Origin of the sequence: Novosphingobium sp. SG707 (assembly GCF_012275515.1) — a bacterium.
Lineage (GTDB): Bacteria > Pseudomonadota > Alphaproteobacteria > Sphingomonadales > Sphingomonadaceae > Novosphingobium.
The window spans coordinates 198,848-221,674 of record NZ_JAAZQL010000005.1; the positions used below are offsets into that span (position 1 = coordinate 198,848).

The following is a 22,827-nucleotide window of genomic DNA, read 5'->3' on the forward strand; positions in this document are numbered from 1 at the left end:
GGCGCATTATTGGACGAGGAAGCTCTTGAAATAGACGGCATCGACGCCGCCGAAGCCCTCTTCCTCTGTCAAAACATGGTTAATTGAGCCGGTAAGCCGCTTTTGCAGTTTTTCCTTACCTTCCACGCTCGAAACGTCCTCCTCGGGCGTATCGGCCAGCACTTTGAGCATTTCGGAACGGATCGCCAATTCGTGCTTTTTCAACCACATAAGAACGCGGCCGTCGCGATGCGTCGAACAGGCGATCGAGATCTGGACCAGCGACGAAGAATTTTTGAGATTGGAGGTGAAATCATCCGAAAACGTATAATACGAGGTCTTGTAGGGGCTGCCGCCTTCGCCTTCGACTTCCTTGACCGCGCCTTCGCCTTCCTTGCCGCCCTCGGCGGGTTTGGGGGCATAGGGGTCCTCCTGGCCCTTGCGGATCAGCTTGGGCGAGTTGTCCTCCTTGCGCGGCGCTTCCTTGACGCCGCCGATAATGCCCATCTTGACCAGGGCAAAGGCGCCGCCCCCGCCCACCGCCAGCATCAGCACCGCCGTGATCGCGATCAGCAGAATCGGGCTTTTGCCCTTGGCGGGTTTATCGCCGGTCTCGGTCTTGTCTTTGCTCATGATGTCGGTCTCTGAATTGTTTCAAACAGGGTATCAGGCCAGAATGCCCGAGCGGCTTGAGGGTGCGCGGCTTTGGGGCGCGCTGCCCGCCGTGTCGCCGGGGGTGTGACCCTGCTGTGCGGCCGTGGTTGTATTGGCAAAGGGCGCCTGCTGGCGCGTGGCGGGCTGCTGGTGCTGGCCGCCGGACTGACCATTGAACTGGCCGGTGAATTGCCCGCCCGGCTGGCTGCCGGAGTGGCTGTTCTGGCCCTGGTTCTGACCCGAATTCTGGCCGGAGTTCTGATCCGTATCGGCGCTGCTCCGGCTGGCTGCGGCCGGTTGCAACAGGCTTTGCGAGCCGTTGAGCGCGGCCTGTGCGGCGGGTGCAAAGCCGGGATCATTGCTGGCCATCGCCACCGAGAGATTGTCGCCGTCCTGCCGGATCTGCAAGGCGACCCGGCCAAATTCGACGTGCTGGATCGATGTCTGCACCCATTGCGCCGGGGCGCCCGAACGCATCGCTGCCCGCGTCTCGACCAGCCGGTCGACCAGCGCGCTCATATCGCGGGATACGCCGGTGTCGGGCGCCGGGGAGGGCGCGGCAATGCGGGTGGTCTCGCCGCTCGGTTGCGTGGCGGTCAGCGCGCTGTTCGTCATGTCGGTGATGGTGTCGGCGGCTGGCGATGCGCCGCCCTGCATGGCGGCCGCTGCGGTTGGGTGCAGCGGTGTCCCGGCCTGTCGCGCCGCCACGGGATCCTCGGTAGATGCCGACAGGTCGGCGTCAGCGGGTTTCGCCAGCCTGGCGGTGGTCTTTGCCGATGCAAGAGGGGCCGGGGTAAGAGATGCGATCGGCGCGCGGGCTTGCGTGACCGCCTCGCCCGTCTGAGGCAGACCTGCAGGCCAGACGGCGCCGGTCGCCAAGGCCGGTGCACTCGGATCAATCATTGCCGCCGCCGGATCGGCGGGTGCCGCAGGGCGCTGAAGCGGGGCGGCTGTCATGGTCGCTGCCGCGGGCGTTCTGGCGGCAAGGGCGGCGGGGGCAATTGCCGAAACGCCCGAAATGGCGGATTGGCCGGCGGCCTTATCCATCCTGGGCGCGGCATTGCCGGCGGTGGGCGCTGGCTGCGCGGGCGGATTGATGGACAGCATGACAGCAGGCGCGGCATTGGCCGGAACAGGGGCATCGGGTGTGATCGCCGGGGGCATCGGTGCGTCGGGCGTCATGGTCTGCGCCATGGCTGCGGGCGCGTCCTGATCGCCGGTATCGTCGCGGGTCTCGGCCAGCGCCTTTTCCGCCTGCGCGGTGGCCGGGGCGGCATCCTGCTCGTCCGGTTCGGCGGCGGGTTTGCGCGGGCGCGGCGCGGCGGCCTTGGCAAGCATCCGTTTGATCGTATCCGGCGCGGTGGCGGGGGCCGCATCCGCCGAGGGATCGGCTGTATCCGGCTCGCTGTCCGGGAGAGCAAGGGGCACCGGCAAGATCTTGCCGCCCACCGGCAAATTGCCGTTTGAAACCACGATGGGGGCATTCGCGGCGGCGGCCCCGGTTTCCGGCGCCACGATATCGGCCCCGTTCATGGCCGCACCATTGTTGCGCAAGGCCGTCATGGTCGCCACCACCGGCGCGGGCGCGGCTTTGCTCGCCGGATCGGAGGCGGCCGGGGGTGGCGGAGCTGCCGACAAAGCCAATGCCGTCGGGGCCGCTGTCAAAGCCGAGGGCGGCAGAGCCGCTGACAAAGCCAAGGTCGGCGCGGAAAACAGGCCCGCGCCCGCGTTCTGCTCCATGCCGGGGGCCGTGGCCGGGCCTGTCTGCGCGGCCAGCGTCGCCTGGAAGCCATGGGGGTTGCCATCCTCCGCCTGCGCCGCCACGCTCGCTGCCCCGGTGCCGAACAGGGCATTGAGGGGACTGGAACCGATGTTGAAACTGGTGGCTTCGGGCATGGATGCTGGCTCCGGTTGAGGCTTCACCACTGAATTAAGCAAACTGCGTGCCAATTCCCGAAATGCCGATCACCCCCGGGAATCGCGGCGTTTTGCGCCCTGCATCGCTCCGGCCAATGCGGCATAGGACTGCCGGGCGGCCATTTGCCGGGCTTGGGCGGTGGCGCGGTCCTCGACGGCGGCGCGGCGGCGCTCGGCAATGGCCAATTCCTGCTGGCGCTTGTCGGCAATGGCCTGCGCGCGGTTGGCGTCGGCCTGTGTTGCGGCGCGGATGCCCTGCAATCCGGCGGCGAAACGGTTCATCTCGCGCAGGGCCGCGCCATCGGTGATATCGGTGCGCGCGGCATAATCGGCGGCCAGTTGCCCGGTCCGCTCGGCCAACTGCATCAACTGCGTATAGGTGCTCTCGGCGCGGGCGGCCTCGGTGGCCACGGTCTGCTTGGCGATGGCGCGCACGCGCTCAAGCCTTTGCAAACGCTTCAGCTTGTCGCGCTCAGCCTTCATCGTCAGCCTTCATGACCCAATAGCGCCCCCAATTGCGCCACGGCCTGATCCAGCGTGACCACCGAGCCGCCCTCCTGCGTCAGGAATTGCACCAGAGCGGGATGCATGGCGATGGCGCGGTCCAGTTGCGGATCGGCCCCGGCGCGATAGGCGCCCATCAGCACCAGATCGCGGTTGGCCTCATAGGCGGCCACCAGCGCGCGGAAGGCGCGGGCAAGGCGCTGGTGTTCCTTGCTGGTGATGTCGGTCATCACGCGCGAGAGCGAGGCGGCGATGTCGATGGCCGGATATTGCCCGCGCTGGGCCAAGTCGCGCGACAGCACGATATGCCCGTCGAGGATCGAGCGGGCGGTGTCGACCACCGGATCATCCTGCGAATCGCCATCGGCCAGCACGGTATACAGGCCCGTGATCGAACCGCCGCTCTGCGCCGAATTGCCCGCGCGTTCGACCAGCTTGGTGATTGTGGCCAGCGCCGAGGGCGGATAGCCCCGCGCCGCTCCGGGCTCTCCCAGCAGCAGGCCGATCTCGCGCCCCGCATGGGCCACGCGGGTCAGCGAATCCATGATGAGCAGGACGCGGCGTCCCTGCGCGCGGAAATATTCGGCCATGGAGGTGGCCAGCATCGCGCCGCGAATGCGCAGGTTGGGCGCATGGTCGGCGGGCACGGCGATGACGGCGGTGGTGGCGCGTTTGCTGCCCGCCATATGGCGCTCGACAAAATCGGAGACTTCGCGCGCGCGTTCGCCGATCAGGCCGACGATGACGATTTCCGCGCTGGCGCCATGGGCGATCATGTCGAGCAGCACCGATTTGCCCACGCCCGACCCGGCCATAATGCCGATACGCTGGCCCACGCCAAAGGTGGTGATGGCGTTGAGCGCGCGGATGCCGGTATCGAAACTCTGGCGCACCGGGCTGCGGTCCAGCGCGCCCGCGCGCACGCCGCCTGCGAGCCACAGGGCGCGGGGGTGCAAAGGCCCAAGGCCGTCAATCGGCTTGCCCTCGCCATCGACCGCGCGGCCCAGAAACACCTCGCCCACCGGCAGCATGCCCGGCTTGCCCACCGGGCGAACCCGCGCGCCGGGACGCAGCAGCACCGTATCGCCCAGCAGCATCATCAGCGTGCGGCCATTGCGAAAACCGATCACCTCGGCGGGCAACGATTGGCCGTTGCCATGGCTGATCCGGCACAGCGCTCCCACCGGCACCGACAGGCCCGAAACCTCCAGCAAGCCGCCATCGCAGGCCGCTACCACGCCATAGCGCTGCGCCGTCAGATCAATCGGTTGCGGATCGCCCAACAGATCGTCGAAAATGCGCAGCATCAGTCCAGCCCGCCCACATCAAGCGCCTCGATAATAGCGCGGCGCCATTGTTCGGGACCGTCCTCGGCCCCGCCGGTCTCCACCCCGCCGCTGCGGCTTTCCATGCGGATCGCACCGCGCGCCAGGGTGGGGTCGGCCTGCACTTGCCAGTCATTGGGCAGGTAGGCGCGGATGGCAGCCAGATCTTCGGGATGCAGCCGGATCAGGCGGTCATCATCGGCGCGGTTGAACATCGCGACGGCGCGCTCGACCCGGCGCAGCAGCGCGTCCTTGTCCAGCGCCAGCGGCGCAAGACAGCTTTCGCATAGCGCGATCACCGTTTCCATCAGGCGCTGGCGGAATTGTTCGGCCAGTTCGCCGTCCAGACGCCGGACCACCGTTTCCATTCGTCCGCGCGTTTCATCCGCCTTGGCGGCGGCCAGTTCGGCGGCCTCCTGCGCATCGGCCCAGCCCTGCGCATAGGCATCGGCGCGGGCCTCCTCGATGGGATCGGGCGCGGCGGGAAATTCGGGCACGATGACCGGGGGCGGCGCGGTCTCCGGGGCAGGATCGGCGGCAAAGCGCATCCGCATGACCGAGAGCGGGCGGGGCAGATCCTCCTCGATCCCGCGCAGCCCGGCAAAGCGCGCATCGGGGGTGAACCCACCGCCGCCGCTGCCCAGCATGGCGCCCAGATCAGACATAATCGTCCTCGCCGCCGCCGAAGGAGATCACGCCCTCGGCCGCCAGACGGCGCGCGGCGGTGACGATCTGCTTTTGCGCCTCGACGCAATCGGCCATTTTCAACCGGCCGCGGCTGGCGATCTCGTCCTTGACGCCATCGGCGGCGCGGCTGGACATCGCGGCGAAGAACACATCGCGCTGATCCTCGGCAATGCCCTTGAGCGCGTTGATGAGAACGTCGCTTTCCACCTCGCGCAGCAGGGCGCCCATGGATTTGGGGTCGAGTTCGAAGAGATGTTCGAATTTGAACATCTCGTTCTCGATCGCGCGGGCCAGCGCCTTGTCCATCTTGGTGATCTCGGGGATGACCCGCTTTTCCACCGTCTTGGCCGAGTTGTTGATGATTTCGGCGGCGTTTTTCGCACCTCCCATCGACAGCGTGCCGCGCCCGTGAAACTCGATGATCCGGCGGCTGAGCAATTCCTCCAGCATCAGCAGCGCCTCGGGGCTGACCGGCCCCATCGTGGCCACGCGGTGAACCACCTGCGTCTGTTGTTCGGGGGGCAGCGAATGGAGCACCTTGGCCGCGACATCGGGTTCAAGCTGGACCAGCAGCACGGCAATCGCCTGCGGATGCTCGCCCCGCACCAGCGGCACGATGGCGGCCGGATTGAGCCATTTGGTGATGTCGAGCGGGCTGGCGGGCGGGGCCTCGGGTGCGATGCGCTCCATCAGATTGTCGGCCTTGATCGTGCCCACCGCGCGGCGCATCAAGCCATGCACGCGGTCGGTGCGGCCCCATGCGTGGATGCCCAGTTTTTCGGTGCGCGCGGCAAAACCATCGACCGCGCGGCAGATCGCCTCAGGCCCGATTTCGCCCAGCGCGCACATCTTCTGCCCCAGCAACTGCAGTTCGGCCGGGCTCAATTGCCCCAGCATCCGGCTGGCCTGATCCTCATCCAGCAGCATCACCAGCACGGCGGCGGCCTCGGCATCCGAGAGCGAGGGCACGGCGAGCGCCTGGGCGCCTGCGGTTTCGAGGGAATTCATCTCGCTCATGGGGTGGGCGCCTCTTCCTGGGTGGGCTGCTGCAACATCTGGCGCAGGGCGATGACCGCCGTGTCGGGCTTGGTATCGACGATCTGCTGGGCCAGGCCGACCTGCCGTTCGATCATGTCAGCGTCGATGGGTTGCGGTTCGGGATCGCGGCTGCGCGACGAAATGGCGGCAAGGCCGGGGGGATCGGCGGCATTGACGGTTTCAGCCGCTTCTGCGCTTTCCTCTTCGGCGGCGGCCTGCGCCTTGGCCTTATCGGCCTTGGAGAGCTTTTTGGGCGCGGCCGGCTTGTCGCCCCGCACCGCCTTGATCAGCGGGCGCACACCCAGCAGCAGCACCATCAGCGTGCCCAGCAGCATCGCCCCGTAATGCAGCGCGCGGGCAAACCACGGCGCTTCATAGAAAGGCACCGGGGCCGCCGTGACAGGCTCGAAACTGCGCACCACCACGGCCACCTGATCGCCGCGCGCCGGGTCGGCGCCCACGGCGGCCGAGACCAGCGACTTGATCTGGTCTATGTCGCTCTGTTTGGCCTTGGCCATCGCCTTGGAGGACAGCGCGACCGCCACCGACAGACGCCGGATCCGGCCCGGCCCGCGATTGGTCACGGCCACCTCGCGGCCCAGCTCGTAATTCTTGCTGGCGCTGGTTTCGCTGGCGGTGGGGGCGGGGCTGGCGGCGGAGGAGGGCGTGCCCTGCGGCGCGCCGGGCGAAGGCTGGGTGGTGGGCGGCGGCGTATTCGACAGCGTGCCGGGGATGCCGGAAGGCTGGGGCGTGGCGGCCTGCTGGCTTTGCTGGCTGGTTTCGCTGCGCACCACGCCCTGTTTGTCATAGGATTCGCGCGCGCTGGTTACCTGTTCCATGTCCAGATCGATCTGGATCTCGCTGGTGAAATTGTCATCGCCCAGCATCGGGGTCAGCAGCGCGGCCACCTGACCGTGCAGCTTTTCCTCCATCCGGGCCTGCATTTCCAGCCGGTCGCTGTCCGCCCCGCCGCGATCGGTCAGCAGGCGGCCGCGTTGGTCAACCACCCGCACCGCATCGGGCGAAAGGCCGGGCACCGAGCCCGCCACCAGATTGACGACCGCCTGAACCTGATTGTCCGAAAGCTGGCGCCCATCGGCAAGGCGGAGCATGACCGAGGCCGAAGGGGCGATCTGATCGCGCACAAAGACCGATTTCTCGCCCTCGGCAATATGGACGCGCACCGACTGGACGCCGTCGATCTCTTTGAGCGAGAGCATCAGTTCATGTTCGCGCGCGGCGCGCAGACGTTCGCCCTCCAGCGCGCGGCTGGCCCCCATCGGCAATTTGTCGAGGCTGTCATTGGCCGTATCGGGCATCGAGAGCGTCCCGCTCTGCGCCACGACCATGCGCGCCTTGTAGAGATTGCTCTCGTCCACCGTCAGCGTGCCGGTAGAATTGTCGATCGAATAGGTGATCTTGGCCTTGTCTAGCTGTTCGGCCACATTGGCGCGCTCGCCGTCGTCGAGATGCGAATAAAGCACACGCTGGGGCGGCTGGGCCAACATGCCCCATGCCAAAGCGCCCGCGCCCAGCAGGGACACGCCGGCAAACCACGGCAGCGCCTTTTTGACCGGGCCTTGCCCCAGAAACGCACGGGCGCGGGCCATCGGCGGCCCGGCATCGGGCGCGGTCAGCGGGGTGAGGATCGAGCCCGGCGACGCGGCGGGCAGGCCGCCCATTTCGGCGGCCGGAACGAGGTCGGCCATTTATCAGACCCCCATTTTCATGATGTCTTGATAGGCGGAAAGCAGCTTGTTGCGCACCTGAAGCGTGGCCTCGAAACCGACCGAGGCTTCCTGCCGCGCCAGCATCACTTTGGCGACATCCTGCGTCTGGCCGGTTTCATAGGCGGTGGTCAGCTGGTCCGCGCGCTGCTGGCTGGTGTTGACCGACTGCATCGCGTCGTTCAGCCGGTCGGTGAAATGGCCCTGACCAGAGGTGGCGCCGACAGACTGGGTCTGGGGCGAGTGGATCTGTTGCAGGATCTGCGATTTTTCGATGATCTGGGCGCGCAGATTCATGATATCGCGCAGGCCCGATGCCCCGCCCCATGCGCTACCGCCGCCCGCGATGCCCCCGATGGCGCTCATCTGCGGCCTCCGCCCACTGCGGCCACCGGCATCCCGGCTTCACGCAGCGAGGCAAGGCGATAGCGCAGCGTGCGCTCGGAAATACCCAATTGGCGCGCGGCGGCGATCCGGCTGCCGCCACAGGCCGCCAGCGTTTCGAGGATGGCCTTGGCCTCGCTGACCTGCACGATGTTGGCCAGTTTGCGCCCGGTGGCTGCGGTCGGCTCGGGCATCGAGGCAACAGGTGCGGGTACGGCGGCTGTTTCGCTTGCCGCTGGTTCCTCGACCAGCTTGGCCACGCAGTCAAAGCGGATATGTTCCGGGCCGATTTCGGCGCTGGGCGAACCGCCCAGCCCTTCGGCCAGCAGGAGCGCGCGGCGGATGACATTTTCCAGCTCGCGCACATTGCCCGGCCAACCATGGCTGCGCAGCATGTGCAGCGCCTCTTCGCCGATCCATGGCACCGCGCGATGGGCGGGCGTGTGGCGCATCGCCAGCGCGAAGGCGAGCGGGGCAATATCCTCGGGCCGCTCGCGCAGCGGCTTGAGCGCCAGGGGAAAGACGTTGAGGCGATAGAACAGATCGGCGCGGAACCGGCCCTGCGCCACTTCGGTGGGCAGATCGCGGTTGGCTGCGGCGATGATGCGGACATCGAAACGCACCGGCTGGGTTGCGCCGATCGGCACCACTTCGCCTTCCTGAAGCGCGCGCAGCAATTTGGCCTGCAGCGCCAGCGGCATTTCGGCAATTTCGTCGAGCAGCAGCGTGCCGCCGTCGGCCGCGCGGAAGAAACCCTCGTTGGCGCTGGTCGCGCCGGTAAAGGCGCCCTTGGTGTGGCCGAACAGCAGGGCTTCGAGCATGGCTTCGGGCATGGCGGCGCAGTTAACTGCGATGAAGGGGCCGTTGCGGCGCGGGCTGCTGTCGTGAATATAGCGGCTGAGCACTTCCTTGCCCGTGCCGGTTGGTCCGCCGATGAGCACGGGAATGTCGCTCATCGCCAGACGTTCGGCCAGCGCCAGCACCGAAAGCGAGTCCGGATCGGCCGCGACCGGACCACCCAATGTGGCACAAGAGATTAACGCGGCCAGCGCGTCCTCTCCGGCAGGGTCCGCATAGTTGAGCGCGAAATGCGGCTTGCGCCCGCCGCGCGGCGTGGGCAGCCGGTCGAGCCGGTTGGTCCGTCCATGAAACAGCAAGATTGTCGTGCGATCGTCACCATGGACGCAGGCTTTGCCATCGGCATCGCCTTCGACCAAGCGCAGCCGGCAGGTGTTGCCCATCGAGGCGATGACCGCCCCGGCGCGCTGAACCAGCGGGGCATGCCGCTGTGCCGTGCTGTTGGTGACCTCGATATAGTCCATTGCTTCCCAGTCCCGGATTTAACCATTCCCGAGGCTGTTTTTGACACCCCAACGTCAAAATCCGGCGTTATTTAAGTCCTCGTAACAATCCCTAGTTTGCCGGTTTCACCCCCCTGTTTTGCGGCTGTGGCGGCATGCTTGCCCAACAAGCGGCAAAAAAATTTTGTTTTGGGGCTTAATAAAGGGTGAAAGCGGCCGTCGCATGCGCGTTCCGCAGGATTGATTCGTTACCGCGGGCAGGACCGGGCGAATCACCTGACTGGATAAAACACGCCCAGCCCGGCGGCGCGCACAAATTTTCGCAAAGGGCTTAAAACCGCGCTCTCCCGGCCGCTCTAGAGGCTGGCAGCCAGTACCGGATGGACCGGCGGGCTGGCAACCTTCGGGACCAATCGGGAGTGAACCATGACTGTCATCAACACCAACGTTAACGCCCTTCAGGCGACCAATGCATCGAACAGCGCCGCCAACATGACCGCCAAGGCGATGACTCGCCTGTCGACCGGCACGCGCATCAACTCGGCCGCCGACGACGCGGCAGGTCTGGCGATCTCGACCTCGATGACCAGCCAGATCAACGGTATGAACCAGGGCATCAAGAACGCCAATGACGGCATCTCGCTGGCCCAGACGGCGCAGGGTTCGCTGACCGAAGTGACCAACATGATGCAGCGCGTCCGCGAACTGTCGGTGCAGTCCACCTCGGGCACCTATCAGGACACCGACCGTCAGGACATGCAGCAGGAAGTCGACTCGCTCAAGACCCAGATCGGCTCGATCCTCTCGGACACCAAGTTCAACGGCAACGCGCTGTTCAACACCGCCGGCGCCGGCTCGGCTTCGACCACGACCTTCTCGATCCAGGCCGGTGCGAACAGCTCGGACACGATCACGCTGACCTCGCAGGGCATCGACTGGGCCGCGCAAAGCAGCAGCATCGACGTTTCGACCAGCGGTTCGGCCTCGGCCACCATCGACACGATGGACACGCTGATCCGTCAGGTTTCGACCGCAGCGGCCGGTTTCGGCGCCGGTCAGAGCCAGCTCCAGTCGGCGGTCAACAACCTGACCAACAACTCGACCAACCTCTCGGCCGCCCGCAGCCGCATTCAGGACACCGACTATTCGGCTGAGTCGACCGCGATGGCCAAGGCCCAGATCCTCTCGCAGGCATCGACCGCGATGATTGCCCAGGCCAACCAGAGCCAGCAGAATGTCCTCTCGCTGCTCAAGTAAGCCGCGATCCGGGTAAATCCGGAACAAGCCCGGTGCTTTCCCGCCAAAGGGAGGCGCCGGGTTTTTCCGCGTTTGCCTCCCGATTATCCAATGCCGGTCCATAAAGAAAAACGCCGCGTCCCGATGGGGGCGCGGCGTTTTGCTGTTGTCGGTGGCGCGGTTCAGACGGTCACACCTTCCTTCCATGTCACCGGGCGAAACACCACCAGCAACATCATGGGCGTATCATCGCGGCGCGGCGGCGGGTTGATCAGCGCAAAGCCATGGGGCGATGTGCATTGCCACAGATTGCCTGAAACCGCCTCGATCCCCTCCAGCAGCGGCGACATGGCGACCTCGCGGCTGGCCGTGTCATGCGTGTTGTTGAGGTGTTCATGCTGGGGCAGGGCGGTGATCGAATAGACCTCGACCCAATCGAAAAGTGCGCCGAACTGGATCGCGGCGGTATAGCGGCAATCACCGATCGGGATGCACAGGCTGTGATAGCCATTATGCGTGGGCAGCGCGTTGAAGCGGGTTTCGACCACTTCCTGACCGTTGCTGTAGATCGTTGGCACCAGGAAGCTGCCCTCGGCGACGAAATCGCCCACGTTGAGCATCATGCCGAAACGGCTGGTGGCCAGATAGGCGAGGCGGGTGGCCATGCCTTCCTCGGACAATTCGGCAGGCAGGAACATCCGCCGCGCGCCCTTCAGATAGAACAGACCTTGTTGGCGCAGCCCCCTTTGCGCATGACCCTTGTGGAACAGCGCGATGGTTTCATCCGTGCCCAGATTGACGTCATGCTCGAAACTTTCAAACACGCCCAATTCATAAGGCATGGGCAGGAACATCAGCCGGGTCAGCGTGGCGGCATTGGCGCGGCGCCAGTGCTCGGCTTCCATCGCCGGATCGCGGCTGGCGCGCCCGCTGGCGGCGGGCTGGGTCCGGGCGAAATGCAGGCATCCCTGCTGGGCCGCCTCGCGGATCGCGCTTTGCGCCTGCTTGATGTCATTGGCGCGACGGATCGGGGCGCCCCGCTCGGTATAGTCGATCACCGAGCCTGCGGTGTTGGTGCAGAACTGCTCGAACACCGCGACATTGTTGGCCATGGCGCCCAGCGCATCATGGTCATAATGGCGCTCGTCGAAATAGCCCGCCTTGTCCAGCCCGCTCACCTCCACCTCGCGCAGCAGCAGATAGCGCCCCGCGACATGCACCCCCATCGCCTCGGCCAGCAGCGCGTCGATCCGGTTCTGCACCGAGCCGTTATAGCCAAGGTCGACCAGCATCAGCGTATCGCCGGGCCGGGGATCGGCGGCATGGCGGATATGGGTGATGATCCGGTCGGCCATGCGGCGCGCGGCCTTGTGGATGAAGCGGCGGATCTCGCGCCGGTCGAGCAGGGCATAGAGCGCCTGCGTCCCCTTGGTCTTGTCGGGAATCGCGGCCAGTTTCTTGACCTCGGCGGGCGGGGCCAGCAACTGGCGGGCGATCACGGCCGGATCGGTGCCCAACTGGTCCTCGACATAGGCGTCGATGGCCGCATCGGTGGTAAAGATCGCGCCCGTGGCGGTAAAACGGCTGATCTCGACCGCGTGGCCCTGGTCGCCGCTGCGTTGGCGATGGACCTGCATCGGCAGATGGCCGTCGCGCATCAGGAACAGCCGGTGGACCGTGCCGCCATGCCTTTGCCGCAGCGCCTCGGCTTCATCATCCAGCCAGCGGTCATAACCGGCAAAGACCGGCCCGAGCACGGCATAGCCGAAATGCTGCGCCGTATCGGTCAATTGCGGCGTCCATTGCGCCAGCGCGGCGCGGTGGGGCTGGGGGGCGCCCAGCGTGCCCTTGCCCTCGGACAGCAGCGTGTCGAGGCAGGCCTCCAGCCGCAACTGGCGCTCGATTTCGGCATGGAATTGCTTGAGGTGGACCGCCTGCACGCCAAAGGGCGTCACGCCGCGCACGTCGGCATTCAGATTGTCGCCGATATGCAGCACGGCCGCCGCATCGACCCCCAGTTCGGGCAGCACATGACGATAGAGCCCGCGCGCCTTGGGCAGGCGCCAATGCGAGGAGACGAAGACCCGGTCGATCATGGCCGAGAGTTCCTCGCCCCCCACCCGCGCGATCAGTTCGCGCAGCATGTCCTCGCTCAGATAGGTGTCCGAGACGATCACCACCTGCATCCCGCGCGCCTTGGCCCGGCGGATCAGCTCGACCGTGGGGGTAAAGGCATAGCAATGGGTGGCCTCGGCATCCAGTTCGGCGCGGATCGCGGCCTCGCGCGTCTCGGGCGCGGCGCCGGGCATCAGCTTGTCATAGATCTCGGCAATGGTGATATCCTCGCCGCGCACCATCAGATGGGCGGCGCGTCGGGCGGCCTCCTCGGCGCGGGCGCGCTGGGAACCGGCGATGCCCGGCAGCACCTTGAACACATCGACCGGCCGATAGGTGTCGCGCCAGATCAGCGTGTCGAAACAGTCGAGGCTGAGCACCCGCGCCATCGGGAAATCATCGAGCACATCGGGCAGTTCATGGGGCAGAACTTCGCTGCGGGCGGGGGTGACCCGATCGGATGCCAGCGTGGCGTGGTCGAGTGGCACAGACATGACAAGGCTCCATACTTGACGGAGCCGCGCCTTGGGCCGAATATAGCGCCAGACCTCGCCCCGTTCCTGTGTTGCCAAGAAGTAAATGGGCGAGGTGAAGAAGCCGTCTTGGCTGAATTACGCAGCTTTACTGGTAATGGAGCAGGATCGACATGCGCCGGTTGCGGGCGTCATTGGGGTCGTCGGCGATCAATGGTTCGCGGTCGGCCACGCCCTCGATCCGGCGAAACCGCGTCTCGCCCAGACCGTCGCGCATCAGCGCCTGCCGCGTGGCTTCGGCGCGCCCGGCCGACAGCGACCAGTTGTTGACCGTATCGCCCCGTTTCCATTTCAGCCCGTCGGTATGGCCGCGGATGATCAGCCCGCCATCCTCATCCTTGAGCACCGCGCCGATGGCATGGAGCAATTGCACCGCATCGGGGGTCAGGATCGTCGTGCCCAACTGGAACATCGAGAAATCGGCGTCATCGACCAGATCGAGCCGGATGCCTTCGGGCGTGGCCGTCACCTTCAACGTGCGGGCCAGCTTTTGCAGCTTTTCCGTCGCCGAAAGGCGCTGCTGCAATTTCTGCGTGACCGAGGCGACCTTCTTGACCTTGCTGCCGCCTTCGCGGGGGCCGCCGGTGGCGTCGCGCGGGATGGACATGGCGCGGGTGCCGGTCTGGCCCTGACGATTGGGATAATCATCCACATCGGTCAGCGAATTGCCGTGCAGCAGCCCGTTCGAGCCCGCGCTGCCCTGCCGCGTCTTGACCAGCGTGGGGGTGAAATAATCGGCGATGCCCTTGCGCTGCTTTTCCGTGGTCGCGCCCAACAGCCACATCAGCAGAAAGAAGGCCATCATTGCGGTCACAAAGTCGGCATAGGCCACTTTCCACGCGCCGCCATGATGGCCGCCGGCCACCACGGTGATCTTCTTGACGATGATGGGGGCAGGGATCTCGTTCTTGCCCGGTTTTTTCGGCGGAGCCATAGCCTGTGCGCCCCTTATCTTCCGCGCAGCGCGTCTAGCAGTTCGGACAGGCCGGGGCGGAAATCATGGCCCAGCCCGGAACGCGCGCTTTCCACCACCAGCGGTTGCGGCCAGCCATGGAGCGAGGCGATGATGACCTGCTTGACCGCCTGAAAGATCTGTTCGTCGGCCTCGTTCACCTGTTGCAGACGGCCCGCCATCGGCGCCACCATGCCATAGGCCAGCAGCACGCCCATGAACGTGCCCACCAGCGCCGAACCGATCATCGCGCCCAGCACGCTGGGAGGCTTGTCGATCGAGCCCATGGTTTTCACCACGCCAAGCACCGCCGCCACAATACCCAGCGCGGGCAAGGCATCGGCCAGGTTCTGGATCGCATGTTGCGGCGCGTGCAGCGAATGGAAATGGGTCTTCATCGCATTGTCCATCACATCCTCGACCGCATGGACCTCCAGCGTGCCCGAGGAGACCACGATCAGCGTAAGCGTGTCGCAGATCAGATCGATCAGCTCCTGATTGGCCAGCAGGCGCGGATATTCGGCAAAAATGGCCGAGCTTTTGGGGTCCTGCACATGGCTTTCCATCGCCACCGGCCCTTCGGTGCGCAGCAGTTTCATCAGCTTGGTGGTCAGCGCGATCACATCGATGTGATCCTGCTTGTTGTGCTTGGGCCCCTTGAACACCCGCGCAAACCCGCCGCCCAGCGCCTTCAATCCGTGCATGTCATTGCCCGTGATCAGCGCGCCGATCGCCGCGCCGCAGATGATCAGCAATTCATGCGGGATCGCCTCCATCACGGGGCCAAGCGCGCCCCCGGTGATGGCAAAGCCGCCAAACACCATGGCAAACAGCACGACGATACCGATACCGGCAAACATGGTTAACGTCCTTTGTCAGTCAAAAAGGGCCCGGCCATAGAACGGCATGACGCGGAAAAAATTCAGGTCCGCCAATCAGTTCAGCATCGAAAAGAGCGAAAGATTGGCCACTTTCACAAAACTGGACTGCGCCGCCTGCAGCACGGTCATCTGCTGGCTGAGCTTGGCGATGGTGGCGGCCAGATCGGTGCCACCCACATCGGCCTCGCGCGTGGCGCGCTGGGCGGCGGTCTGGGTCTGCATATTGGTGGTGGTGATGATCCAGTCCAGCCGCGCGCCCACCACGGTCTGGCTGGCCGACACCGACGCGGTGGCCGCGCCCAGATCGTCGAGCGCGTTTTTCGCCGCCGACACGGCCGCCGCCGTCGAGGACGGATTTTGCAGCGTGTTGGCCAGCGTCTTGACCGTGGTCAGCAGGTTTTTCGACACGCCGCCCGACTGGAAATCCAGAAATTCCGGCCCCGTCACCCCGGTGGTCACCGACAGCCCCGGCCCCAGCGAGAGGGTGGAGGCGGTGGTGGTGCCATTATAGGTGGGAGCCCCGGTGGTGGGGTCGAACGTATAGGCGTTGCCGGTGGCCTGTCCGCCAAACAGCGGGTTGCCCTGCGCGTCCTTGGTGTTGGCCAGATTGGCCAGGCTGTCATAATAGGCGCCGATCTGCTGGCCCACCGAGGCGCGCTGGCTGTCACTCAGCGTCGAAGAGGCGGCCTGCGTGGTCAGCGTGGTGATCTGCGAGAGGATGTCGGTGAACTGGCTGAGCGTGTCGTCGGTCTGGGTCAGCTGCGTCTTGGCCGCGCTGGTATTGGCCTTGTCGGCGCTCGCCAGCGTGTCGGCGGCCTGCAGTGCGCGCATCTGGGCCGCGGCCAGCGGATTGTCGCGCGAATGCTGGATCGTGCTGCCGGTGTCGATCTGGGCCTGCAGCTTTTCGGTCTGCTTGCGCAGATCCGTCATCGACGCGATCGCGTTCTGGTAAAAGGCGCTGGTGCTGACATTGGTCATGGTGCTTGGCCTTTCCGTTACAGATTCAGCAATTGGTCGAAGAGGGTCGATGCTACCTGAATAACCTTGCTCGAAGCCTGATAGGCCTGTTGGTATCGTACCAGATTGGCCGCCTCGGTATCGAGATCGACCCCCGATGCGGCGGCCAGCGAGGTCTTGGCATTGGTGGCGATCGTGTCGAAGGCGTCGCGCATTGTGGTGTTGCTGGCCACCGCGCTCGACAGGCCGAACAGATAGTCATTCATCTGGCCCGAGACATTGGCGCTGGTAAGCGAACTGATCATCGCGCTCAGATTGCTGCCGTTCTGGCTGCTGACGGTCGATCCGGCCGATGCGGCGGCCAATTGGTTGGGGTTGGTCAGCGCCATGGTCATGTCGGCCGCGCGATTGCCGGTAAACATCGCCGCGCCGATGGCCCCGGTCTGATCGACGCCATGGCCCTGTGCGGTGTTGATGGTGCTCATCATGGCGCTGGCCACGCTGTCCAGCCCCGACAGGGCGGTGACGCCTGCGCTGATCGCCTGCTGCTGTCCGGCCAGCGAGCCGCCCGCCGGAGTGATCGCCGTGGACGCGCCCGTCGTGTCGGCCAGCGTGAAGGAGATGTTGCCGTCGCTGCCCGTCGTCATGGTCAGGCTGCCCGCCGCAGCATGATCGACCAGCGTGGTGCCGGTGCCCGTGCCCAGTTGCACGGTGACGGTGTTGTCGGCATTGATCGTGGTGTTGATATGGGTGATCGCGGCCATCTTTTGCAGGATGGTGTCGCGTTCATCCAGCAGGCCCGCGCTGTTGCTGGCCGGGTCGGTGTCGGCCGAGATGCGGATGTTGACCTGCGCCAGATTGGTGGCCAGATCATTGAGATCCTTGACCCCGGCGGCGGCCTCGTTCTGCATGCCGGTGACGGCCGATTGCAGCCCGTTATTGGCCGCATTGAAGCTTTGCGCCATCGTGCGCGCGGCCTCGACCACATTGGCGCGCAGCGAGGAATTGGCCGGGCTGGCCGTCATTTGCGACAGGGCGGATTGAAAATTGGTGATCGCGGTAAAGACGCCCGAATTGTCCGCCGTATCCGACAATTGGGTCAATCCGTCGACCAATGTGTCGGCGCGCGTGGCGTCCGATGTGGTGCGGCGCACCTCGGCCTGATCAAAGCCCGAGACATTGCGCGTGATCCCCGCAACCCGCACGCCCAGCTGCGAAATCTCGCCATAGCTGGCGTGCAGGTTGCTGGCCGACAATTCGTTTTGCGAAACGCTGCGCCGGACATAGCCTTCGGTGCCGGCATTGGCGATGTTCTGCGATGTCACGTCCAGCGCGGCGCGCGCGGCCCGCAGGCCGCTCGACGCGATGGAGATCATGTTGGCGCTCATCGGCTCACTCTCCGTTGCCCGCGCCGCTCTGGCGGGCCAGTTGGGCCTCGATCATGCGCGCAAAGCCCAAAGTGCCGCGCTGCGCCATGGTGTCGGCCATTTTGCTGTCCTGCATGTCGCGGAAATTCTCAGCTGCCTTGTTGTCGAACAGCGTGTTGCCGAAATCGACCTTGCGCGCCTGCGCCAGCATCTGCCGCAGCATCAGCGCCTCGAACTTTTGCGCCGCCTCGTGGATCTGGGCCTTGGTGGGCTTGGGCGAAGCGCCGGTGGCCGAGGGCGCCGAGGCGCTGCTGATGGTCGTATCGCTCATATCACCACCATCTCGGCCTTGAGGGCGCCTGCCTCTTTCAACGCTTCGAGGATGGCCACCAGATCCGAGGGCGTGACGCCCAGCAGATTGAGTGCATCGACGATCTTGGACAGCGAGGCGCCGTTTTTCAGCAGCGCGACATGAGCCTTCTCCTCCTCGGCGGAGATGTTGCTGTTGGGCGTGACGGCGGTGCGGCCATTGGAAAAGGGCGCGGGCTGGGTCACGCGGGATTTCTCGTCGATCCGCACGGTCAGCTTGCCGTGGCTGACAGCGGCGGGCGAGAGGCGCACCGCGCTGTTGATGACCACGGTGCCGGTGCGGCTGTTGACGATGACCTTGGCGGCGGCCTCGGCGGGGCTGACATTGATCATCTCGATCGCGGCCAGCATCGAGGCGCGCGTATCGGCGCCATCGGGCATGCGCAGCGCCACGGTCACGGCGTCCTCGGCGCTGGCCATGCCGGGATAGCGCAGGTTGATCGCATCGCGCACGCGCTGGGCGGTCAGGAAATCGGCAGTGTTGAGATTGTAGCGCAGGATCGGCGCCTTGTCGAAACCGGTGCTGACCGCGCGTTCGACCGTGGCCCCTTCGGCAATGCGGCCGGTGGTGGGCACATTGACCGACAATTGCGACCCGTCGCGCGCGGCAATGCCAAGGCCGCCCACCGCCAGATTGCCCTGCGCCATCGCATAGATCTGGCCATCGGCGCCATACATCGGCGTCAGGATCAGCGCCCCGCCGCGCAGGGACTTGGCCTTGCCGATGGCCGAAACGGTGATGTCGATGCGTTGGCCCGGCTTGGAAAAGGCGGGCAGGTCGGCAATCACCATCACGGCGGCGGCGTTTTTCAGCCCCGGATTGACGCCCGGCGGCAATTGCAGGCCCATCCGGCCCGACACGCCCTTCATCGCCTGGGTCAGATAGTCGAGCGTATCATCGCCCGTGCCGTCGAGCCCCACCACGATGCCATAGCCGGTGAGCTGGTTTGAGCGGACGCCCTGAAAGCTGCCGATATCGCGCACGCGTTCGGCATGAAGCGGGGCCGCGCAAAGCGCCAGAAGGGCGGCAAGGAGAGAAATGATACGCATGAGGCTTCCTCAGAACGGGCTGATATAGCTGAAGAATTTTGAGAGCCAGCCTTCGCGCGCGCTTTGCGCCACGGTGCCGTTGCCCGCATATTCGATCCGGGCATCGGCCACCTGGCCCGACTGGATCTGATTGGCCGCATCCACATCGGCCAGGCGCACGATGCCGGAAAACTGGATCCACTCCTTGCCCTGTGCCAGCAGCATGCGTTTCTCTCCTCGCACCAAGGCGGTGCCGTTCGGGCGTACCTCGGCAATGGTCACAGAGATCATTCCGCTGAAGGAATTGGTCTGCGTGGCATTGCCCTGACCATTGAACGACCCGGAGGAGGATGCATTAAGGGGCGTCGATGTCATGGAGAGCGGGCCAAGCGTGGGCGGGGTGATATTGGCGCTGCCGGTGCGCTGGGTCTTGGCGGTGCTGGTTTTCGCGGTGGATGTGTTTTCATTCAGGATGATGGTCAACACATCGCCCACCCTTTGCGCCCGCGCGCCCGACACCAGCGGGGCATAACCGGCCGCCGCGATAAAGATCGCGCCCTCGGTGGGGGCCATGGCGGGAGGCGTGGGCAGCGTGGCGTCGAAACCGGGAGCGGGGCGGCGTCCGGCCTGCGCGGGCGTTGCAAGCAGCAGCGATGCAGCCAGCGCAGGCAGCAGGGGGCGCAGGATCATGGCGTGCGTCACAGTGTCTGGTTCGCGTTCTTGAGCATGTCATCGACCGCCGAGATCATCTTGGAATTGATTTCATAGGCGCGTTGGCATTCGATCATGTCGACCAGTTCGGTGACGATGTTGACGTTCGAGGTTTCCAGATAGCCCTGCGAAATGTCGCCGCGCCCGGCTGTACCCGCCGCGCCGATCTGGGCCGGGCCGCTGGCCAGCGTTTCGGCATAGAGGTTGTCGCCGCTGGCCTGCAGCGCGGCCGGGTTGACGAAGCTGGCAATGGTGAGCTGGCCCACCTGCGTTGCCGCCGTGGTGCCGGGCAGCATGGCCGAAACCGTGCCGTCCTTGGCAATGGTGATGGATGTGGCGCCATTGGGGATGGTGATCGCCGGCTGCACCACATAGCCTTGCGAGGTGACGAGTTGCCCTTCGGCCGAGAGGGTGAAATTGCCCGCCCGCGTATAGGACAATTGCCCGGTGGGCAGCAGGATCTGGAAATAGCCATTGCCCGAAATCGCCAGATCCAGCGCATTGGTGGTGGAATTGAGCGTGCCTTGCTCATCGACGCGGGTGGTCGATTGCACGCCAACGCCCGTGCCAAGGTTCAGGCCCGTGGCGTAATTGGTCTGGTTCGACGAGGCCTGACCCGCCACGCGCATGTCCTGATAGGCGAGCGTCGCAAAATTGGCGCGGTCGCGCTTGTAGGCGGTGGTGCTGACATTGGCCAGATTGTTGGCAATGACGCGCATCCTTGTGTCCTGCGCGTCCAGACCGGTGCGGGCGACTTGAAGAGCGGTTGAAGGCATCGGGCGCTTCCTTTTTTAAAGATGGAGTGTCAGGAGCCGGAGATACGCAGCAGCGAGGTGCCCGACTGGTCCACCTCCTTGGCCGTGGCGATCAGCTTGGTGCGGATGTCATAGAGGCGCTGGGCCTGGATCATCTGGGTCAGAACCTCCGAAGGGTTGACGTTGGACTGTTCCAGACTGCTCGGAATGGCCCGCGCATTTTCATCGGCGGGCAAGACGCCTCCGCCCACCACGCGAAACAGGCCGTCCAGGCCTTTGGCGATGGTGGTGCCCGATGTGCTGGCCAGTTTGATCCGGTCGGTGGGCTGGGGCGGCAGATTGGGGTTTTCCGTATTGGCCACCAGCACCATGCCGTCCGGCCCGATGGTGATCTGCGCGTCCAGAGGCACAGTGATCGGGCCGCCATTGCCGATCACCGGGCGCCCGTCGCCATTTTCCAGCACGCCGGTGGGGGAAACCGTCAGATCGCCGCGCCTGGTATAGCTTTCGGTGCCGTCGGCCGATTGCACCGCAATCATCGCATCGCCCAGCAGGGCGATATCCAGCTTGCGTCCGGTCTGGGTGATATTGCCGGCTGACATATCGGCGCTCTTGACCTCGCCCTCGGCCATGGCGCGCGCTTCCAGCGCGGGGCCTTTGAGCGTGACGGGCGTGGTGTAGAGCTTTTCGGCCTTGAAGCCGATGGTGCTGGAATTGGCCATGTTCGAGGCGATGACGCGTTCGCGCACCATCGAATCGGACATGCCCGAAACCGCCGTATAGATCAGCCGGTCCATCCCTCAGCCCTTAGGAGCGCAGGTTGATGACAGCGTCGGCAATCGCCGTTGACGTGTCGATCGCCTTGGAATTGGCCTGAAAAAAGCGCTGAGCGGTAATCAGGCTGACCATTTCCTCGGCCATGTCGACGTTCGAGCCTTCCAGCTCGCCCGACAGGATCTGGCCCAGACCGGCGGTGGTGGGCTGGTTATAGGTCGGCGCGCCCGACAGGCCGGTGGCTGCCCAGTTCTGATTGCCCGTTTGCAGCAGGCCGCTGGGCGAGGTGAAGGCGGCCAGCGCGACCTTGCCCACGGTGCTGGTCGTGCCATCGCCATAGGCGGCCACGACAGTGCCGTCGGTCTTGATCTGAACCCCGGCAAAGGCCGCGCCCGAGCTGCTGGTGGGGGCAAGCAGGCCGCTCGAAGGGGTGGTGGCATAGGTGCCGGTGGTGGAATTATAGGCGAGCACCTGCAGTTGGTTGTTGTTGGCATCGACGACATAGCCGTTGACATCGGTGCTGAATTTGCCGTTGCGGGTAAAGCTCATGTCGCCGGTCAGCGGGTTTTTCATGGCAAAGAAACCTTCGCCATTGATCGCCATGTCCAGCGCTGAACCGGTCGACTGCATCGGGCCGGTCGAGAAATTCTGGTCGATGCTCTTTACCATCGAGCCGATGCCGTGGACCAGCTTGGGATTGGTATAGGCCGAACCCGCCACCAGATCCGAAAAGTTCACGCGGCTCTTTTTGAAGCCGGTGGTTTCGGCATTGGCCAGATTGTTCGAGATCGTGTCCAGTTCGGTCTGGGCATTCTTGAGGCCGTTAAGAGAGATGGAAAAAGCCATGGTAAGTCCTGTCTGGCAAAAGGGGGGATCAGGCGGTGGTCGAGCCGGTGCCGGCGGCCTTCTGGGCGGAAATCAGCGTGTCCAGCTTGGTCGAGATGCTCGAGACGCTGGTGGCCAGATCCGAGAGCGAGCCAAGCTGGCCCGAAATGGCCGAGGAGGTGGTGTTCAATTGCGAAATCCCCGAAAGGGTCGAGAATTGCGCCATCTGGGCCACCATCTGGCTGTTGTCGGTGGGCGCGGTCGGGTCCTGATATTTCAGCTGCGTGGTCAGCAGGCTGATGTAATCCTTGAAGCTGAGCGAGGAGGCGCCATTGCTGGACACCGTGCTGGAAGACGAGGTGTTTGTGCCGGTGGTGCCGGTTGCAGATACAGTGGTCATCACTTCATCCTTATGGTGTCGAGCATGAGCTGCTTGGCGGTGGAGAGGGTTTCGACGAGGTTTTGGTACTGGCGCGAGGAATCGAGCATCTCGACCATCTCGGCGCTTTCATCGACAGGCGCGGCCCAGACATCGCCGTTTTCATCGGCCAGGGGGTTGCCCGGATCATGCTGGCGCACGGGCGTGGCATCGGCGCGCACGACGCTGCTGACATTGACGGTGGCCAGCCCGGTGGCCTTGTCCATCTGGGTTGCGAACACCGCCTTGATCGGGCGATAGGCATCGGCTTCCTTGCTGGACACCGCGCTGGCATTGGCCAGATTGGAGGCGGCGGTGTTCATCCGCACCTGCTGGGCCGACATGGCCCGGCCCGCGACGGAAAAGATGTTAAGGTCGGTTCCGGCCAT

23 protein-coding genes are annotated in these 22,827 nt (G+C 65.1%); 1 reads left to right on the forward strand and 22 read right to left on the reverse strand.

Annotation, left to right across the window (positions count from 1 at the left end):
* Positions 1 to 6 precede the first annotated feature (6 nt).
* The 9 genes from FHW92_RS16055 to FHW92_RS16095 form a co-directional block, all read right to left on the reverse strand.
* Positions 7 to 612, reverse strand: coding sequence for a flagellar basal body-associated FliL family protein (locus tag FHW92_RS16055; RefSeq protein WP_168604288.1), 606 nt, complete (start codon positions 610 to 612; stop codon positions 7 to 9).
* Positions 613 to 645: 33 nt separating this feature from the next.
* Complete coding sequence (locus FHW92_RS16060) at positions 646 to 2,529, reverse strand: hypothetical protein (RefSeq protein WP_168604289.1); 1,884 nt, start codon at positions 2,527 to 2,529, stop codon at positions 646 to 648.
* A 69-nt stretch (positions 2,530 to 2,598) separates the two neighbouring features.
* A complete protein-coding gene (locus FHW92_RS16065) occupies positions 2,599 to 3,033 on the reverse strand; it encodes a hypothetical protein (protein ID WP_210428542.1) in 435 nt (144 codons plus the stop codon).
* 2 nt (positions 3,034 to 3,035) lie between these two features.
* Positions 3,036 to 4,361, reverse strand: a complete 1,326-nt coding sequence (locus FHW92_RS16070; protein WP_168604290.1) for a FliI/YscN family ATPase — start codon at positions 4,359 to 4,361, stop codon at positions 3,036 to 3,038.
* Positions 4,361 to 5,044, reverse strand: coding sequence for a FliH/SctL family protein (locus FHW92_RS16075; RefSeq protein WP_168604291.1), 684 nt, complete (start codon positions 5,042 to 5,044; stop codon positions 4,361 to 4,363). The genes FHW92_RS16070 and FHW92_RS16075 overlap by 1 nt, the downstream gene beginning before the upstream one ends.
* Positions 5,037 to 6,083: a flagellar motor switch protein FliG gene (gene fliG / locus FHW92_RS16080; protein ID WP_246870201.1), complete on the reverse strand. Its 1,047-nt coding sequence runs from the start codon at positions 6,081 to 6,083 to the stop codon at positions 5,037 to 5,039. The genes FHW92_RS16075 and fliG overlap by 8 nt, the downstream gene beginning before the upstream one ends.
* Positions 6,080 to 7,813: a flagellar basal-body MS-ring/collar protein FliF gene (gene fliF / locus FHW92_RS16085; protein WP_168604292.1), complete on the reverse strand. Its 1,734-nt coding sequence runs from the start codon at positions 7,811 to 7,813 to the stop codon at positions 6,080 to 6,082. The genes fliG and fliF overlap by 4 nt, the downstream gene beginning before the upstream one ends.
* Before the next feature lie 3 nt (positions 7,814 to 7,816).
* The gene (fliE, locus tag FHW92_RS16090; RefSeq protein ID WP_168604293.1) at positions 7,817 to 8,197 is read right to left on the reverse strand and encodes a flagellar hook-basal body complex protein FliE; all 381 of its coding nucleotides are present in this window, start codon (positions 8,195 to 8,197) and stop codon (positions 7,817 to 7,819) included.
* A complete protein-coding gene (locus FHW92_RS16095) occupies positions 8,194 to 9,537 on the reverse strand; it encodes a sigma 54-interacting transcriptional regulator (protein ID WP_168604294.1) in 1,344 nt (447 codons plus the stop codon). Before FHW92_RS16095 ends, fliE begins: the two co-directional genes overlap by 4 nt.
* A gap of 405 nt (positions 9,538 to 9,942) precedes the next feature.
* On the opposite strand from FHW92_RS16095, the gene FHW92_RS16100 reads away from it, so the two are divergent.
* Positions 9,943 to 10,773: a flagellin gene (locus FHW92_RS16100; protein ID WP_168604295.1), complete on the forward strand. Its 831-nt coding sequence runs from the start codon at positions 9,943 to 9,945 to the stop codon at positions 10,771 to 10,773.
* A gap of 161 nt (positions 10,774 to 10,934) precedes the next feature.
* On the opposite strand, the gene FHW92_RS16105 is transcribed toward FHW92_RS16100, so the two are convergent.
* From FHW92_RS16105 to flgC, 13 genes are all read right to left on the reverse strand, one after another.
* Positions 10,935 to 13,361: an HAD family hydrolase gene (locus FHW92_RS16105; protein ID WP_168604296.1), complete on the reverse strand. Its 2,427-nt coding sequence runs from the start codon at positions 13,359 to 13,361 to the stop codon at positions 10,935 to 10,937.
* A 127-nt stretch (positions 13,362 to 13,488) separates the two neighbouring features.
* Positions 13,489 to 14,334, reverse strand: a complete 846-nt coding sequence (locus FHW92_RS16110; RefSeq protein ID WP_168604297.1) for a flagellar motor protein MotB — start codon at positions 14,332 to 14,334, stop codon at positions 13,489 to 13,491.
* A gap of 14 nt (positions 14,335 to 14,348) precedes the next feature.
* Positions 14,349 to 15,212 (reverse strand): flagellar motor stator protein MotA, encoded by an 864-nt coding sequence (motA, locus tag FHW92_RS16115; RefSeq protein WP_168604298.1) that lies wholly within the window; start codon positions 15,210 to 15,212, stop codon positions 14,349 to 14,351.
* Between the two features lie 75 nt (positions 15,213 to 15,287).
* Positions 15,288 to 16,211: a flagellar hook-associated protein FlgL gene (flgL, locus tag FHW92_RS16120; RefSeq protein WP_168604299.1), complete on the reverse strand. Its 924-nt coding sequence runs from the start codon at positions 16,209 to 16,211 to the stop codon at positions 15,288 to 15,290.
* Positions 16,212 to 16,228: 17 nt separating this feature from the next.
* Complete coding sequence (flgK, locus tag FHW92_RS16125) at positions 16,229 to 17,578, reverse strand: flagellar hook-associated protein FlgK (protein WP_168604300.1); 1,350 nt, start codon at positions 17,576 to 17,578, stop codon at positions 16,229 to 16,231.
* Between the two features lie 4 nt (positions 17,579 to 17,582).
* Positions 17,583 to 17,888 (reverse strand): rod-binding protein, encoded by a 306-nt coding sequence (locus FHW92_RS16130; protein WP_168604301.1) that lies wholly within the window; start codon positions 17,886 to 17,888, stop codon positions 17,583 to 17,585.
* Positions 17,885 to 18,976, reverse strand: coding sequence for a flagellar basal body P-ring protein FlgI (locus FHW92_RS16135; RefSeq protein WP_168604302.1), 1,092 nt, complete (start codon positions 18,974 to 18,976; stop codon positions 17,885 to 17,887). Before FHW92_RS16135 ends, FHW92_RS16130 begins: the two co-directional genes overlap by 4 nt.
* A gap of 9 nt (positions 18,977 to 18,985) precedes the next feature.
* Positions 18,986 to 19,645 (reverse strand): flagellar basal body L-ring protein FlgH, encoded by a 660-nt coding sequence (locus tag FHW92_RS16140; RefSeq protein WP_168604303.1) that lies wholly within the window; start codon positions 19,643 to 19,645, stop codon positions 18,986 to 18,988.
* Positions 19,646 to 19,653: 8 nt separating this feature from the next.
* Positions 19,654 to 20,442: a flagellar basal-body rod protein FlgG gene (gene flgG, locus FHW92_RS16145; protein ID WP_168604304.1), complete on the reverse strand. Its 789-nt coding sequence runs from the start codon at positions 20,440 to 20,442 to the stop codon at positions 19,654 to 19,656.
* A gap of 29 nt (positions 20,443 to 20,471) precedes the next feature.
* Positions 20,472 to 21,218 carry a flagellar basal body rod protein FlgF gene (flgF, locus tag FHW92_RS16150; protein WP_168604305.1) on the reverse strand — a complete coding sequence of 249 codons (747 nt, stop codon included), beginning with the start codon at positions 21,216 to 21,218 and terminating at the stop codon, positions 20,472 to 20,474.
* A 10-nt stretch (positions 21,219 to 21,228) separates the two neighbouring features.
* Positions 21,229 to 22,041: a flagellar hook basal-body protein gene (locus FHW92_RS16155; protein ID WP_168604306.1), complete on the reverse strand. Its 813-nt coding sequence runs from the start codon at positions 22,039 to 22,041 to the stop codon at positions 21,229 to 21,231.
* A gap of 28 nt (positions 22,042 to 22,069) precedes the next feature.
* Positions 22,070 to 22,420 carry a flagellar hook capping FlgD N-terminal domain-containing protein gene (locus tag FHW92_RS16160; RefSeq protein ID WP_168604307.1) on the reverse strand — a complete coding sequence of 117 codons (351 nt, stop codon included), beginning with the start codon at positions 22,418 to 22,420 and terminating at the stop codon, positions 22,070 to 22,072.
* Entirely contained in the window at positions 22,420 to 22,827 is a 408-nt protein-coding gene (gene flgC, locus FHW92_RS16165) for a flagellar basal body rod protein FlgC (protein ID WP_168604308.1), read from the reverse strand. Before flgC ends, FHW92_RS16160 begins: the two co-directional genes overlap by 1 nt.

What these genes read in the sequence shown, in the direction of transcription:
- FHW92_RS16140 (WP_168604303.1), bottom strand. Translation starts at nt 19,645, where the DNA reads ATGATCCTGCGCCCCCTGCTGCCTGCGCTGGCTGCATCGCTGCTGCTT.
- FHW92_RS16055 (WP_168604288.1), bottom strand. Translation starts at nt 612, where the DNA reads ATGAGCAAAGACAAGACCGAGACCGGCGATAAACCCGCCAAGGGCAAA.
- FHW92_RS16100 (WP_168604295.1), top strand. Translation starts at nt 9,943, where the DNA reads ATGACTGTCATCAACACCAACGTTAACGCCCTTCAGGCGACCAATGCA.
- FHW92_RS16155 (WP_168604306.1), bottom strand. Translation starts at nt 22,041, where the DNA reads ATGGCTTTTTCCATCTCTCTTAACGGCCTCAAGAATGCCCAGACCGAA.
- flgG (WP_168604304.1), bottom strand. Translation starts at nt 20,442, where the DNA reads ATGCCTTCAACCGCTCTTCAAGTCGCCCGCACCGGTCTGGACGCGCAG.
- fliF (WP_168604292.1), bottom strand. Translation starts at nt 7,813, where the DNA reads ATGGCCGACCTCGTTCCGGCCGCCGAAATGGGCGGCCTGCCCGCCGCG.
- flgK (WP_168604300.1), bottom strand. Translation starts at nt 17,578, where the DNA reads ATGAGCGCCAACATGATCTCCATCGCGTCGAGCGGCCTGCGGGCCGCG.
- FHW92_RS16105 (WP_168604296.1), bottom strand. Translation starts at nt 13,361, where the DNA reads ATGTCTGTGCCACTCGACCACGCCACGCTGGCATCCGATCGGGTCACC.
- flgL (WP_168604299.1), bottom strand. Translation starts at nt 16,211, where the DNA reads ATGACCAATGTCAGCACCAGCGCCTTTTACCAGAACGCGATCGCGTCG.
- FHW92_RS16130 (WP_168604301.1), bottom strand. Translation starts at nt 17,888, where the DNA reads ATGAGCGATACGACCATCAGCAGCGCCTCGGCGCCCTCGGCCACCGGC.
- FHW92_RS16060 (WP_168604289.1), bottom strand. Translation starts at nt 2,529, where the DNA reads ATGCCCGAAGCCACCAGTTTCAACATCGGTTCCAGTCCCCTCAATGCC.
- FHW92_RS16135 (WP_168604302.1), bottom strand. Translation starts at nt 18,976, where the DNA reads ATGCGTATCATTTCTCTCCTTGCCGCCCTTCTGGCGCTTTGCGCGGCC.
- fliE (WP_168604293.1), bottom strand. Translation starts at nt 8,197, where the DNA reads ATGAGCGCCATCGGGGGCATCGCGGGCGGCGGTAGCGCATGGGGCGGG.
- FHW92_RS16110 (WP_168604297.1), bottom strand. Translation starts at nt 14,334, where the DNA reads ATGGCTCCGCCGAAAAAACCGGGCAAGAACGAGATCCCTGCCCCCATC.
- FHW92_RS16075 (WP_168604291.1), bottom strand. Translation starts at nt 5,044, where the DNA reads ATGTCTGATCTGGGCGCCATGCTGGGCAGCGGCGGCGGTGGGTTCACC.
- fliG (WP_246870201.1), bottom strand. Translation starts at nt 6,083, where the DNA reads ATGAGCGAGATGAATTCCCTCGAAACCGCAGGCGCCCAGGCGCTCGCC.
- motA (WP_168604298.1), bottom strand. Translation starts at nt 15,212, where the DNA reads ATGTTTGCCGGTATCGGTATCGTCGTGCTGTTTGCCATGGTGTTTGGC.
- flgF (WP_168604305.1), bottom strand. Translation starts at nt 21,218, where the DNA reads ATGGACCGGCTGATCTATACGGCGGTTTCGGGCATGTCCGATTCGATG.
- FHW92_RS16160 (WP_168604307.1), bottom strand. Translation starts at nt 22,420, where the DNA reads ATGACCACTGTATCTGCAACCGGCACCACCGGCACAAACACCTCGTCT.
- FHW92_RS16070 (WP_168604290.1), bottom strand. Translation starts at nt 4,361, where the DNA reads ATGCTGCGCATTTTCGACGATCTGTTGGGCGATCCGCAACCGATTGAT.
- FHW92_RS16065 (WP_210428542.1), bottom strand. Translation starts at nt 3,033, where the DNA reads ATGAAGGCTGAGCGCGACAAGCTGAAGCGTTTGCAAAGGCTTGAGCGC.
- flgC (WP_168604308.1), bottom strand. Translation starts at nt 22,827, where the DNA reads ATGGCCGGAACCGACCTTAACATCTTTTCCGTCGCGGGCCGGGCCATG.
- FHW92_RS16095 (WP_168604294.1), bottom strand. Translation starts at nt 9,537, where the DNA reads ATGGACTATATCGAGGTCACCAACAGCACGGCACAGCGGCATGCCCCG.